The 13633-nt window shown below is 42.8% G+C and carries 12 protein-coding genes; 7 read left to right on the plus strand and 5 right to left on the minus strand.

Annotated features, from left to right (window positions below; genetic code table 11):
• Positions 1–276: 276 nt before the first annotated feature.
• The 5 genes from REC12_RS11950 (at position 277) to REC12_RS11970 (ending at position 4835) form a co-directional block, all read left to right on the plus strand.
• On the plus strand, positions 277–1266 hold the full coding sequence (locus REC12_RS11950) for an ABC transporter ATP-binding protein (RefSeq protein ID WP_308894702.1): 990 nt from the start codon (positions 277–279) through the stop codon (positions 1264–1266).
• Positions 1263–2057 carry an ABC transporter permease gene (locus REC12_RS11955; protein ID WP_308894703.1) on the plus strand — a complete coding sequence of 265 codons (795 nt, stop codon included), beginning with the start codon at positions 1263–1265 and terminating at the stop codon, positions 2055–2057. The genes REC12_RS11950 and REC12_RS11955 overlap by 4 nt, the downstream gene beginning before the upstream one ends.
• Positions 2054–2845, plus strand: coding sequence for an ABC transporter permease (locus tag REC12_RS11960; protein WP_308894704.1), 792 nt, complete (start codon positions 2054–2056; stop codon positions 2843–2845). Before REC12_RS11955 ends, REC12_RS11960 begins: the two co-directional genes overlap by 4 nt.
• A gap of 402 nt (positions 2846–3247) precedes the next feature.
• On the plus strand, positions 3248–3808 hold the full coding sequence (locus tag REC12_RS11965; RefSeq protein ID WP_308894706.1) for a flavodoxin family protein: 561 nt from the start codon (positions 3248–3250) through the stop codon (positions 3806–3808).
• Positions 3809–3929: 121 nt separating this feature from the next.
• Positions 3930–4835 (plus strand): SDR family oxidoreductase, encoded by a 906-nt coding sequence (locus REC12_RS11970; RefSeq protein WP_308894707.1) that lies wholly within the window; start codon positions 3930–3932, stop codon positions 4833–4835.
• A 96-nt stretch (positions 4836–4931) separates the two neighbouring features.
• Here the strand turns inward: REC12_RS11970 and REC12_RS11975 are convergent, their stop codons facing one another.
• Positions 4932–5513: a TetR/AcrR family transcriptional regulator gene (locus REC12_RS11975; RefSeq protein WP_308894708.1), complete on the minus strand. Its 582-nt coding sequence runs from the start codon at positions 5511–5513 to the stop codon at positions 4932–4934.
• Between the two features lie 365 nt (positions 5514–5878).
• On the opposite strand from REC12_RS11975, the gene REC12_RS11980 reads away from it, so the two are divergent.
• Both REC12_RS11980 and REC12_RS11985 read left to right on the plus strand, forming a co-directional pair.
• Positions 5879–6808, plus strand: coding sequence for a LysR family transcriptional regulator (locus REC12_RS11980; RefSeq protein ID WP_308894709.1), 930 nt, complete (start codon positions 5879–5881; stop codon positions 6806–6808).
• A 106-nt stretch (positions 6809–6914) separates the two neighbouring features.
• Positions 6915–8075: a cobalamin-independent methionine synthase II family protein gene (locus tag REC12_RS11985; protein ID WP_308894711.1), complete on the plus strand. Its 1161-nt coding sequence runs from the start codon at positions 6915–6917 to the stop codon at positions 8073–8075.
• A 350-nt stretch (positions 8076–8425) separates the two neighbouring features.
• Here REC12_RS11985 and REC12_RS11990 read toward each other — a convergent pair whose 3' ends face one another.
• The 4 genes from REC12_RS11990 to REC12_RS12005 all read right to left on the minus strand — a co-directional run bounded on the left by REC12_RS11990 (position 8426) and on the right by REC12_RS12005 (position 13515).
• Positions 8426–9985, minus strand: a complete 1560-nt coding sequence (locus tag REC12_RS11990) for a TIR domain-containing protein (protein WP_308894712.1) — start codon at positions 9983–9985, stop codon at positions 8426–8428.
• 645 nt (positions 9986–10630) lie between these two features.
• Positions 10631–12046, minus strand: coding sequence for a DUF512 domain-containing protein (locus REC12_RS11995; protein ID WP_308894713.1), 1416 nt, complete (start codon positions 12044–12046; stop codon positions 10631–10633).
• A 398-nt stretch (positions 12047–12444) separates the two neighbouring features.
• The gene (locus tag REC12_RS12000) at positions 12445–13149 is read right to left on the minus strand and encodes a DUF975 family protein (RefSeq protein WP_308894715.1); all 705 of its coding nucleotides are present in this window, start codon (positions 13147–13149) and stop codon (positions 12445–12447) included.
• Positions 13150–13233: 84 nt separating this feature from the next.
• The gene (locus REC12_RS12005; RefSeq protein ID WP_308894718.1) at positions 13234–13515 is read right to left on the minus strand and encodes a DUF5316 family protein; all 282 of its coding nucleotides are present in this window, start codon (positions 13513–13515) and stop codon (positions 13234–13236) included.
• Positions 13516–13633 lie beyond the last annotated feature (118 nt).

Raw genomic sequence — 13633 nt, forward strand, 5'->3', positions numbered from 1 at the left:
GATGAGGTGTCTTGATGTCGGTTCCGTCTGTTATGGTGAGAGTCAACTAAATTAGAGTTGCCAAGGGATAGGATTGCGGGTAACTCCCGTTTATTTGTTGTTCCTTGGAAAGACACTACCTGACAGACTGCTTCAAACCGTGCGCTAGATGAGGCGTGGCAAGGAGTGCTTGTCACGCTGTTTTCATATCTTGAGACTTTGGCCCGCAGGAGCATTCTGCACTTTTTTGGTGTAGTCTGTCTTTGGCGGGCTATTTCATTTTGAGGAGGACTCGCCTTGAATTATATTATTCAAACACATAGATTATCTAAAGAATACAAACGCTTTGCAAAAGAAGCGGGCCTGAAAGGCAGCCTAAAAAGCCTTTTCAACCGAAAGTTTGTCAGCAAAACCGCTGTATCCGATTTTGACCTTACCGTTGAGCAGGGGGAGTTTGTCGGACTGATTGGGCCTAATGGCGCGGGCAAGACCACTCTTGTCAAGATGCTCACCGGCATCATTGCTCCCACGAGCGGGGAGATCTCTGTGCTGGGTCATTACCCGAACAAGCTGGCAAACGCCTTCAAGAAGCAATATGCCGTTGTGATGGGGCAAAAAAGTCAGCTCATTTACGATATGACCGCAGCCGATACATTCCTTCTGTTCAAAGAGATGTATGAGATACCGGAGGCGGTCTACCGGCGCAATCTTGCCTTGTTTACCGACCTGTTTGACGCCGAAGAATACCTGAATATGCAGGTGCGGACGCTTTCGCTTGGTGAACGCCTGAAGATGGAACTTGTCACCGCTCTCTTACATGATCCCAAAGTGCTATTCCTCGACGAGCCGACTATCGGGCTGGATGCCCCGGCACAAAGACAAATCCGCGCCTTTTTGCAGGAAGTAAACAGCCGCAAGGGGACAACGATTTTGCTGACCTCTCACTATATGGAGGATGTTCGCAGCCTTTGTCCGCGCAGTATCGTCGTCAACAACGGCTGTAAGATTTATGACGGTGAAACAGCTGCCCTCTTTGCCTCCTATCAGACCCAGAAAAAAGTAACCATCCAGTTTGAGAGTGCAAGCGAGTTTGTTGCTCCGCCGCATTGCACCATCCTTGAGAAGAACTCTCATAAAGCTTTGTTTATGATACCTAAAGAGAAAACCGGAACAATTCTTGAGCGGATCATGAAGGAGTATCGGCTCAAGGATATTTCCGTTGAGGAAGAAGATATTGGTCTGGTGGTCGAAAAAATCTATCAAAACGGCAATGGGGTGCAATCATGAGAAAATACTTTGAAGTCTTCCGTCTGAGCTTTAAAATGCAGATTGTCTGGCGCTTCGATGTCGCCATGACAATGTTCGCCACGATCAGCCGCATCGTGGCAGCTTGGATTTTGTGGAACGCGATCTTCAGCGGCAAAGCACTCGTGAGCGGGTTTACCTTTCAGGCTATGCTATCCTATTACCTCGTCAGCTCTTTCCTGACCTCGCTTGACCTGTCCGGCCAAATCAGCGGAGAAGTTTCTTATTTGATCAGGGATGGCGGTTTTACCAAGTATATGGTAACGCCCCTGAATCCCTTGGGATTTTTCAGTTTTAGGACGGCGGGCGAAGCGGCTTTTCAGCTTGGATTCAGTTGCCTTGCCGCAGTCATTTGCGCGCTGCTGTTGCCTATAAACATCATATTGACCAGCGATATCAAGCAGATTTTCCTGGCCATTGTTATGATCCTGCTGGGGCTTCTGTGTATGATGTGCTTTCACCACCTACTGGGGATGCTCGCCTTCAAATTTCTTAGCGTCAGCACTTTTCTCCATGCCGCAAACAACCTGACTGCCTTTCTGACAGGGGCCCTTATTCCCTTGGCCCTCTTGCCTGAGTGGAGTATAACGGCCATGCGCATGTTCCCATTTTATTATGTGACCTATCTGCCGGCTATGCTATTAACCGGGCAAAGTGGCGAAGAAGCTTTGACCGGGGTTATTACGCTTGCTTGCTGGACAGGTGGACTGCTTGCGCTCAACCACTTTATTTATCACAAACTCAGAGTTCAGTATGACGGGGTGGGCATATGAGAAAAAATCTGCGTTTTATCTGGCTGCTTCTGAACTACAAATTCAGCCGTATGATGATGTACCGGGCCGATTTCTTTGCCGCTTTCATCAATGACGGTATCCTGTTTATCGTTCAGCTGCTGGCCTTTGAGACAATTTATTCTCAGGTGGATACTATCGGCGGCTGGAACCGTGGGCAAATGATTATTTTCGTCGGTACATTCTCAATTATCAACGCCTTGAACATGCTGATCTACTTTTTTGGCGTGGTCGATATTCCCGAAAAAATCAAGCGGGGCGACCTCGACCAATATCTCACGAAGCCCGTCAACCCGCTATTGCGTCTCACCTTTGAAAAAATAAACGTCGGCTCTGTACCACTGGTTGTGATGAGCGTTTTGATTGTTTGCTATGGTGTCTCAGTTACCGGCCTTAAGGTTTCTTTTACCGTTGGGCTTGGCTATGCCGCCTTGGTTCTTTTGATGACACTGCTTTGGTACGACCTGGAATTGATATTGCGTTCCGTCCCTTTCCTGGTGATTTCCGCGCAGGGCATCATGAAGATGGAAGGTCAGCTTCTGGAACTAAATTTCAAGGTCCCGGGCGTGTTGTACAAAGGGATATTCAAAATCCTGTTTTACTTTTTGCTCCCCTATGGCATCATGTCAACGATCCCAAGCCAATTTCTAACCCAAAGCATCACCTTACCCGGCGTTTTGCTCGCGGTCTTAACGGTGGCAGCCTTTACCGCATTGGCGCTGTGGTTTTGGCAGTTCGGGCTAAAGCATTACCAGAGCGCAAGCAGTTAAGCGCTTATGCAGCTTAGACCCTGCTCTGAAAAAAGCGTTGGCAGGAAGACTTATAGCTTCCCAACCAACGCTTTTCTCGATTATCCAAAAAACGTGGGTACTCAAGCATAGTCAATTCAAGGAGATGCTTGAACTCAAGTTCCAGAAATCAGCCCTAATGTGGCTGAGGAATTCCATACCCCGACAGGCACTAGAAAATTAAACCGGTAATACCTTAGATATTGTAATTTGCAACGAGACGTACTATAATTTATTTTACAAGTTACGTATTTCAATAAATGTAACTGGTAACTCTCATTATACAGTCTGTGTCCAAGGAGGAACTATCTGGATATAATCTTTCTTTCAATTAAATACCTTGAGTTTAAATACCTTAAGTTTTTGGGAAAGGCAGGGTCTTAAATGAGTAAAGTTATAGCTTTCCTTGGTAGCCCGAGAAAAAACGGGGTTACCTCCAAACTAATTGAGGAAGTCATTAAAGGAGCTCAGGCCAAAGGCGCTGAAGTGAAAATCTATGACCTTAATGATGACAGAGTCAGGGGATGCCAAGGCTGTTTTTATTGCAGAAGTCATGAGGGCTGCGCTACGAAAGATTACCTACAGCCGATGTATGAAGACATAAAGAAAGCCGACGGAATAATCTTCGGCTCACCCATCTATAACCAGAACATCTCAGGACAAGCAACGCTGTGGATTAACAGAATGTATCCGATGGTAGCAGGGACACGCTTTCCATTCCAGGCCCGTTATCCGGGAAAAAAAGCAGTTACGGTCTTCTCGCAAGGAAATGAGGACAAAGATGCGTATCGATCCACCATCCAATCTCTTAATGGCGCCTTCTCCCACTATGGTTGGGAGCTTGTTGACAGCCTTCTTTGTTCGGGCACAAGGTCACCTGGCTTTGAACCGTCGGATGAATTATTAAAACAGGCCTTTGCTGCCGGAGAGTCCTTGACAAAATAAATACGAACCATGGACTCAAAACGAATAATAAATAAAACTGTGCGTCAGCCCGCATTGGGCGGCTGGAAAGTCTCAATTTAGCAATCACTTTTCGTCTTACCATGAGAAGGAGGATATTATCATGCGCGTTTTCGTAACAGGCGCGACAGGATTCATAGGTTCCGCCGTTGTCCGCGAACTCATCGGGGCCGGGCATCAAGTTGTCGGCCTTGCCCGTTCGGACAAATCTGCCGCCGCCCTAAAGGTTGCAGGGGCTGAGGTGCACCGCGGCTCCCTCGACGACCTGGACAGCCTTCGCCGCGGTGCCGCTGCGGCGGACGGCGTCATTCATCTAGCGTTTAAACACGACATCATGTTCTCAGACTACTCCGGAGCGGTCACAGCCGATCTGCGCGCTGTCGAGGCCATGGGGGCAGTGCTGGAGGGGAGCGGCAAACCCTTCGTCATCACCTCGGGGACATTGATGCTCACCTTCGTGCTCCCGCCAGGACAACTCGGGACGGAGAAAGACAGGGTCAACGCCTCGGTGCCCCGGGGCGCAGCGGAGAACGCGGCTATCGCGCTGGCTGAGCGCGGGGTGCGCTCAGCGGTCGTCCGTCTGGCACCTACCGTACATGGCGAAACCAAAGCCGGTTTCGTTTCAGTGTTGATCACTATTGCTCGTGACAAAGGCGTCTCGGCCTACAGCGGTGACGGGGCCAACCGCTGGCCGGCCGTACATTACCTCGATGCGGCGCGCTTGTTTCGCTTGGCTTTGGAAGGCGCTCCAGCGGGATCTCTGCTGCACGGGGTCGGTGATGAGGGTGTGCCGGTCCGTGACATCGCCCACGTTATCGGACGCCACCTGAACCTGCCGGTGCTCAGCATTTCCGCTGAAAAAACGGACACCCACTTCGGCTTTCTTGGTTCCTTTGCGTCAACCGACAACCCAACGTCGAGTGCGCTGACTCAAGAACGCTTGGGCTGGCAGCCGGTGCATTCGTCATTGATCTCGGATCTCGAAGAAGGTCATTATTTCCGGGACTGAACACCGGCGTATTAGGCTCCTCTCACCCGGACTGTGTATAGGCACTTTTTTAAAATATGGCCGCCAATAAGGCGGCCATATTTTTATCTTCAGGATTCATTTGTTGGAATTTTTAAGCCCGCTTAGCAGAAGATTGACAACGGAATCTATGTTTTTCTTTCTGTCGGGATCTGCGAAGGAGTCTGGGTGGATAAATACACTGGTTGCCAGATATACTGATTTGGCCACTTGAGGGGAAGATTCCGTAAAAAAAATACCTTCTGCAATCCCTTGCCGTATAACCTTTTCAATTTTATTAATCCCATCTTCTTTGACCTTTTCTATTACTTCCATTGAGCTGTGGGCTAGTTTGATGTAATGGGCAAACATTTCCGGGTCGTTGATCGCGCTGAGACGCTTAGCTTCCGCAAAATTCTCAAGTAAATGGTAAAGCTTAACATCCGCCGGCATATCTTCATTTAAGATGTGATTATAGGGAGCATGCAAACGTGCGAGCCAGCGTTCTGTAACGGCATTCCAGAGGGCTGTTTTTCCATTGTAATATCTATAAATGGCAGCGTGGCTGACTTTTAATGATTTGGCCACGTCAGAGATATTCGCTTTGTCTGGTCCGAAACGGCGAATGACCTCTTCTGTAGCATCGAGAATTATTTCTTTATCTAAGGAGATCTTATCCAAAACTTATCACCGTTTCCTCAATAATATTCCAATCATATCATGTTTAGTTTTATGTTTCAAATTACAACGCTTGTAACAAGCCGGTTTAGTCACTCATCGGCTAACTCCAAGAGTCAGTTTTCCCAACATAGAATTTGATATTTTGATAGCATCTTCTTTATAATGCATAAGGAGAGCAAAAAAAGAACCGACTCATTGCGGTTGAGTTCAGTAAAAACCATCAGGAAAGATCACGGAAACCACTGCGCGCCGGCGGTTTAGTGTTATTTATAAAATCGACAGCTCAGGTCAAATTATGACTTCCGGTTTTGTTTATAATGATTGGAAAAATCATGGAACCTTAACTCTACAGGGAGGAAAGCACGATGACATTACAACAACTTAAATATTTTATCGAAACCGTGAACTGCGGCTCCATCAACAAAGCCGCCGAACGCCTGTTTATTGCCCAACCGAGCCTTTCAAACGCCCTTCGCGACTTGGAAGCGGAAATTGGCCTTGAACTTTTCACCCGAACTCCGAGAGGCATATCGCTAACTTCTGACGGTGCGGAGTTTTTGGGTTACGCTCGTCAAGTCGTTGAACAGGCTAGCTTTTTAGAACAACGCTGGCTGAACAAGAAACCATCGCGACGGTTATGTTCTATATCGACCCAGCACTATGCTTTCGCTGTGAACGCTTTTGTAAATATGGTAAAGAAAACAGATGCGGAAGAATACGAGTATACTTTTCGCGAAGCAAAGACTTTTGAGATTGTCGAAGATGTTAAAAATCTACGCAGCGAACTCGGCATACTTTATATGAACAATTTTAACCGCCAGGTGATAGAAAAACTGCTCCACAAAAACAATCTGACCTTCCATCCGCTGTTTACCGCCAAACCGCACGTTTTCATAAGCACCGCAAATCCCCTCGCTAAGAAAAACCACGTTACCCTTGAAGACTTAGCTGATTACCCACGTTTGTCGTTTGAACAGGGCGATTACAACTCCTTCTATTTTTCGGAAGAAATACTCAGCACGGAATACGCCAAAAAAGACATTCGCGTCGGCGACAGGGCAACTATCTTCAATCTTATGATAGGGCTTAACGGCTATACAATTTCTACGGGAATTGTGAGCGCGGATTTAAACGGCGACAATATCACTGCCGTACCGCTCCGTGTTGACGATGCAATCGAAGTTGGCTGGATTTCGCACAAAGATATTCAGCTGACATGGCAAGCGGCAATGTACCTGGAAGAGTTAAAAGCTGTTGTTGCCGAATATGGCGTTGACCTTGAAAATAAGTTATAGTCGTTGGCTATAGCTCCGCATATATTTTTAGCGTTACCCATAAGCCCTCCTTGCATAGTACAATCGATTTACACTAAAGCCACATCTAATCAAGGAGGGATTTCCGATGAGCAAAAAGTTCCAAACAGTAGGCAGTCTGTTACGCCCGGCAGCTTTATTAAAATACAAGGGGCAAATCGAACACCGCGATGACATCATCTACCCGTTCTACCAAGACTTTGAGGGCTATGAGCAGTGCGAAGCTGAGGCAACAAAAGCTGTTGTCGCGAAACAAATCGAACACGGGTTGACGGTTATTACCGACGGCGAGTATTCCAAGTCTATATGGCATTTGGACTTCGTATGGGGACTCGGCGGCGTCAGCCGCTACATCGCTGAACACGGCTACTTCTTCCGTGACAAGGACGGAACCACGAAATACGAAACGCGCAAAGACATTGGTTTGCGAATCACCGCCGAACTCAGCGGCAAAAGCCATCACTTTATTAAGGCCTTTAAAAGACTGAAGCCCATCTCGGGCGACCGCGAAACGAAATTGTGCGTTCCGTCGCCATCACATATCTTTGGTGAACTATCTTGGTCAGATAACATCGGCGGCAAAGACTCGGTTTACAAAAGTCCACAGGAATTAAAAGCGGGTCTGGTTAAGGCGTACAAGGAGTTTGTTGAGGAATACGCCGCCACCGGAGGAAAAATACTGCAATTTGATGATTGTCTGTGGGAGATTTTTGCGGATGATAACCCAAATTCCCCGTACACAGGCGAGAATATCAATCAGGAAGAAGTCAAAGCTCTTGCCGTCGAGTTTATCGACATCAACAACACATTGATTGACTTCGGGCATAGTCTTGGTCTGAAAATGTGGACGCACAACTGCCGCGGCAACTATGATTCGCGCAATATGGGCGGCGGCTCGTACGTTAAGATTGCGCACCTGTTTTTGAAACAATTAAAATACGACCGCTTTTTCCTTGAATGGGACGACGAACGGGCGGGATCGCTTGATGCACTTAGCGTTTTTAAGGACAAACCGAACACCGAGATTGTATTGGGTTTGTTGTCATCAAAAACAAGCACGCTCGACGATGAAACCCGTGTTATCAGGCTACTTGACGAAGCGTCAAAGATTATCGACAAGAACAGACTACTTCTCTCTCACCAGTGTGGTTTCGCGTCCTGCGACGGCGGCAATGAACTGACGGAGGAAGAGCAATGGGCAAAAATAGATCAAGGACAGAGGATTGCTCAGCAGTACTGGGGGGTATAATAGTTGGGGGGTTGATGATTATGAATACATAATCATCGGTTACCGTGAATCGGGACGAAAGGTGAACTTAAGTTCTGGAGTAAGCGGGAATGTACAATTTTTATTGTGCAACTTGGTTAGTCGCAGAACTCATTCATACGCCAACTGCGGACTATTAAAAGCCCGCAGTTTTATTTTAGAGCATAAACAAGAAACGTAATTTACCAATGTCATTAAGTTAAGCTGCAATCTAGTCGGATTGCAGCTTAACACTTTTTGCTGTGACACCAGCTTCGGGTTATGCTCATAATGAGACGTTAAAAACATTTACTTATGGCACATTATATGGATATAATGTGAACAAATACAATTTATACTTTATCCATTTCAATTTCTCTCAATATGTCCGAAAAATTCGTTTTATACATCTCATTAAAAGATTTTCCACGTGCATCAGAAATGTATTTCAGAAATGGGCTTATATCTTGGTCAATAATTTTTCTTATCTCACGCAGGGTTTGTAACAATTCAATTTTAGCACTTTCACTTTCAATCAATTTAATACGATCATATATCTTCTTATATTCAGTTTCCCAGTACAGAATATAATCAGTTCTATTCATTGGGTCATACACTTTTGCAATATTACTTTCAATCAACTTTTTCTTGTAAAACTCCTCATCACCAGGAGAAAGCACTATAAAAATAATTTTATTTTTGAAGTCTTTATTGTTTAATAATTCACCGACTTCATACATACATGCAGTTGATTTCAAATATTTGTCACTGATCAACATTACAACATGATCATGTTGATTTAAACTTCCCATAAATTCTTTAAAACTACCTTTATAGCCAACATCACGGGTAAACCTTGACACTTTTATGTTTTCATATTTACTCATAAATTCATCAATAATATCAGCCAAATCATTATCAAAACTACAATATGATAGGAAAACTTTATAATTCGTTTTTCTATTTAATACCTTTTCATTTTCCCAACGTATATCAATATGTAGCTGGTTTGTTACACTATAATAGCAATTTTTATAATTATCATCCAAAAGTATATCTGCTTGTTTTAATTCATTTTCATTAAGAAAATCAGTATATTTTCTTGTATCATAGCAAAGCAACTTTGCAACGTCAGTAATTATTGAGTTAGAACGATTATTTGTTTTTTGCTCTACAGCAAGAAATTGCTTAATGTGTTTTTGAGTCTTCCTAATTTCGTAAAGTTCTGGGATATTGGGTTGGAAAGACATAGTTGATAGATGCATTACATCGTAAATTTCCTTTGCCGTTGCATAAGCATTAGCCTTATAATATTTCATTATTGTTTGCGAAAAAACATGTTGATGTGCCTGTGTTGTAATACCTATAATACTGACTTCAATGGCTTCGTCTAATACTCCTAAATCAAGTAGCAGCGATTTAATCTTAATAGCAAGAGGTAAAATACACGCTGACCCAAATCCACCATATAATGACGAAACAATCACAATGGAAATCTTATCATTTTGAGTAATTATTTTGTTAAATGTATTTCTTAAGTATTCTTTTCTAATGAAATATTCAAACTGTAATCTTCCAATTGCACGAATAGAGCTTGCGCCATAATTAATGCCATCCCTAATTAAACTATATGTTTGAGTATCAAAATATGTTTTCATATCATCAAAATCAAATGGATTTATTGTACGCAAATTAAGCGACAAATCAAATGTAAAAACATTATTAAAAGATGCGTTAGACTCTTCAAAAAAGGCTGCATATTCTTTTATCATTGTATCGTTATTAAGTAAGAAATAATAGTCGTTACAAATAAAATTTGACAGAACATTATTTTTAATAACTTCACATCCTATACCTCCAAGCCCAATAAAAAGTCTTTTCAACATTAACGCCCCTTTCGTTCTTGTTTTCACTTCACACCCCAAGTTTGGAAACCGTATGTTTTTTCATCTTGACACATATTATAGTAATAACAGATGGCTACTCTTTAGTTTTTCAGTTTCCCATTATATAAATAATGAATAATTCAAATTCCCGTTTATCGTTCTCAATAATTATAGCAGATTACACTATACAAGTAATAATTCCCATGATTTTTCACCCTAACATGCTGAAAAAAGGTACCCCGCCCTTTCTTTAAAAAATGGGCAGGGTACCTTTTTCACTGGCGGATTTTGGTTTAACTTAATGACATTGCGTAATCCTACTCCATTCTTTTTGCCCTGCTTCAAGCAATAAAAAATGCACATAACACAAGCACCTTGTTTTTCTTCGCATTGACAACATGGTAATTAACGCCGGATCCATCCAGAATTGACTTTTCCGTCCGGCAGTTTGGACAGATCTTGGTTGTAAAGAGATAAGTAATGTTCTCTGTGGCGGCAATTTCATCCAGCACCGAATGCACCGTTTCAGTAAATTGCGCGCTTTGCCTCAGCAGATGCCTGGCTGGAACTGAGGTTTCTTTCCAGGCACACCGCCGGGTCCCTCCCAAATGAGCTGCTTGAAGCTCCAGCCTACTCAGTAGCCGGGCATTAAAAGATCATGCGGATGGATATTTACTTATAAGCTTTTATATAAACAAACTTTTCATTGTTCCTATGCATCCAATAATCATCCTTTATGAGCGCATTAACAAATTCCTTACCGCCTGATTCCACCTCAACCACCTTTATTTCAAGCTCTTTTTCCACATCACTTACCGTAATATCATCCAGAAATATCTGTTCTCCCATCCTCAGCATATTAGACGGTATCAGCAATACATCACCAAGATATTCACCATTATCCTTTTTTCCCCGTAACTGTTTTATCAGATCCTGCCCTGTAATAAGCCCTGATACTGTTATTGTCTCTCCGAAAAAATCATTTCGGATGCAGCAGACATTTATTGTTATTCCCGGAAAAAGCTCCATAATCCGAGCCGCAAAGCCTTTTATAGTTAGGTAAGTGAGCTTCCCCGTAGCCATGGTGAGGGTTCTGGAAATGTTATTTTTAACTTTCTTGCGCTTTATGTTTTTCTTAACCCGCTCCAGCGCCGCATTAAACTCATCTATGAGATTTCTCATCATGCCAACACCATTTTCGAGCTGGATATAGCCGTCATATCGTTCTTCTTCCGGAAAATCTCTTTCCGCAGTAATATACCATTCGTCACTGGCATGAATAAAATGAAGACCATATTTGTCGTAAAACTCATTCTGCCTGCTTTCGATCATATCGATAATCTCTCCGGCCTCCTGCTTGTTAAACAATGCAAGCGGATACAAACCCTCACGGTACTTTGTAATTCCGGCCGGAACCACAGAAATACTGCGCATAAAAGGAAGATATTTTGACAGATCTTCGATTGTTCGTTCCAGCTCACTGCCATCGTTAACATTTTTACATAATACAATCTGTCCGTTCATTTCAATGTGGCCTGCATACAGTGCATCCAGATACTTCAGCTTATTACCGGCGAATCTGTTATGAAGCATTTTAGAGCGGAGTTCGGGATTTGTAGTCTGTATCGATATATTAATCGGAGCAAGATGAAACCGGATAATCCTGTCGATATCCTTTTGCTGCATATTGGTCAAGGTTATATAATTTCCCTGCAAAAAGGACAGTCTTGAATCATCATCTTTGAAATAAAGCGTTTCCCTCATACCGGGCGGCATCTGGTCAATAAAACAAAATATACATTTATTGCTGCAGGAACGATAATTACTCATCAGGCTGTTGTCGAACTCGATTCCTAAATCGTCATCATAATCTTTTTCAATCTCAAGCAGCCATTCTTCGCCATCCGGCTTTTTGATTAATACTTCAATATATTCATCCTTGATTAAATACCTGAAATCAAATACATCTTCTATCTCCTCATTGTTAATTGTCAGCAGAAGATCTCCCGCTTCAATTTCCATTTCTTCAGCGATAGAATCCGGATATACTTCTTTAATCAAATGACCTTGCTTCTTCGTTTTATTCAAGTTAATATTCCTTCCAAAAGCATATTTCCAAACCTTAAGCTTTTACTTAGTCCCTAGTTTTTGGGATACCTCTGTCGCCCGAAGCTGTCTTTTCTCCAGATAGAAGATTTCCCAAATTCAACTTTTGCGATATCCGGTATTTATTTCTGCTTGCATTGGCAACACCCTTCAGAACTCCGGCAGATGAAGCCGACACTTGACATTTTTTACTGGCTTTAATATCTTAAATAAATACATTTATAGACGCTAGCCATACTTTAAGTGATTGTTAATCAAAAGAATGGCTTATTTTAGTATTAGTCAAATAGTTTTGGTTATAATGTTTCAATCATATCATGTTTAGTTTTATGTTTCAAATTACAACGATTGTAACAGACTTGTTTAGTCTGACTCATCGCCTAAACCGGAATTAGAGTTGCTTTTAAGTCTTGGTAAAAGTTAGCTTTCGCTGCTTCATAGTAGGGATTGGCCCAAAGTAATGCCAAACCAAGAGTTAATACTCCTAATAAAAACCAACCTAAAAAACTAAGTTGAAGTACAAATAGTTCAAATTTATGCCCAACCATCATATATTTACTTTGTTTTAATGCTTCCAAGGCGCTTAACTGGGAGTTATCCATCATTATGTAGTAGGCCATAGAATAGCGGTAAGCGGCTATTATGCCTGGGATAACCAGAAGTAAACTCCATAAAGTTGTGAAAACCGTAATCAGGAGATTCAGGATAAAAGATTTTAGGAACGCTTTAAAGCCCTCACCCAGATCTTCAATGCCGGGGCCTTCATTCCTGATCAACTTAAGAAAGAAACCCGATACTCCAAGGGTTAAGGGACCCATCAAAAGAAAACTGAGCAAATCGCCCCAATCCCCCTGCCCAATCAAAATAAACTTAATAAAATGATCAACGCTGCTAAAAGGGTTTACCGGAGGTATATTTGCTACGTTCCCATTGAGATAAATATCTCGGGCCAAATGAATCGGTCCTTCCCCTTTGATGGCCATTGTCAGTAACCAGGTAAGAAAACATACAATAATTGCCTGAGGCCAATAACCACTTAATTGCTCCTTTGCCCTGCGTTTTAAATCATAGCTTTCCTGAGGCATCTTTCACCCTCCTTTATAATTCCCCGTAAAATTAGTGCTGAAGAAATCTTTGTGGATCATGTAATTAAGATAAATCAGCTGACTTCAAGTAATTAAGTGAACAACTATTGCCGCTAATAAGAAAGGCATCCCCAATAGAAATAATTTGTTTGACACACCCATACGTGCCTGAAATTCTTCTGAATCGGTATAATTTGCTCTAACCCTATTACCACTCACGTATGCTCCGGTCATGAAACCTGAAATTATAACTGGGATAAGTCCTATAACAAACAGTATGTTCATGATCAGATTAGATTCGTGCCAAAGAAACGAAAGTATTATGCCGAAGATTCCCAAGATTAGACCGGGCACAAGTAACAGCATAGACCCCTCTCCCCTCCGGAATATACTACTATTTATTCTCTTATTAGGGGCCATATCCCTTTATTTATCTTAAGCACAAATATACATAAGCAAACCGTAATCACTTTAGGCCTGATTA

It is taken from the genome of Candidatus Desulfosporosinus nitrosoreducens (genome assembly GCF_030954495.1).
Lineage (GTDB): Bacteria > Bacillota > Desulfitobacteriia > Desulfitobacteriales > Desulfitobacteriaceae > Desulfosporosinus > Desulfosporosinus nitrosoreducens.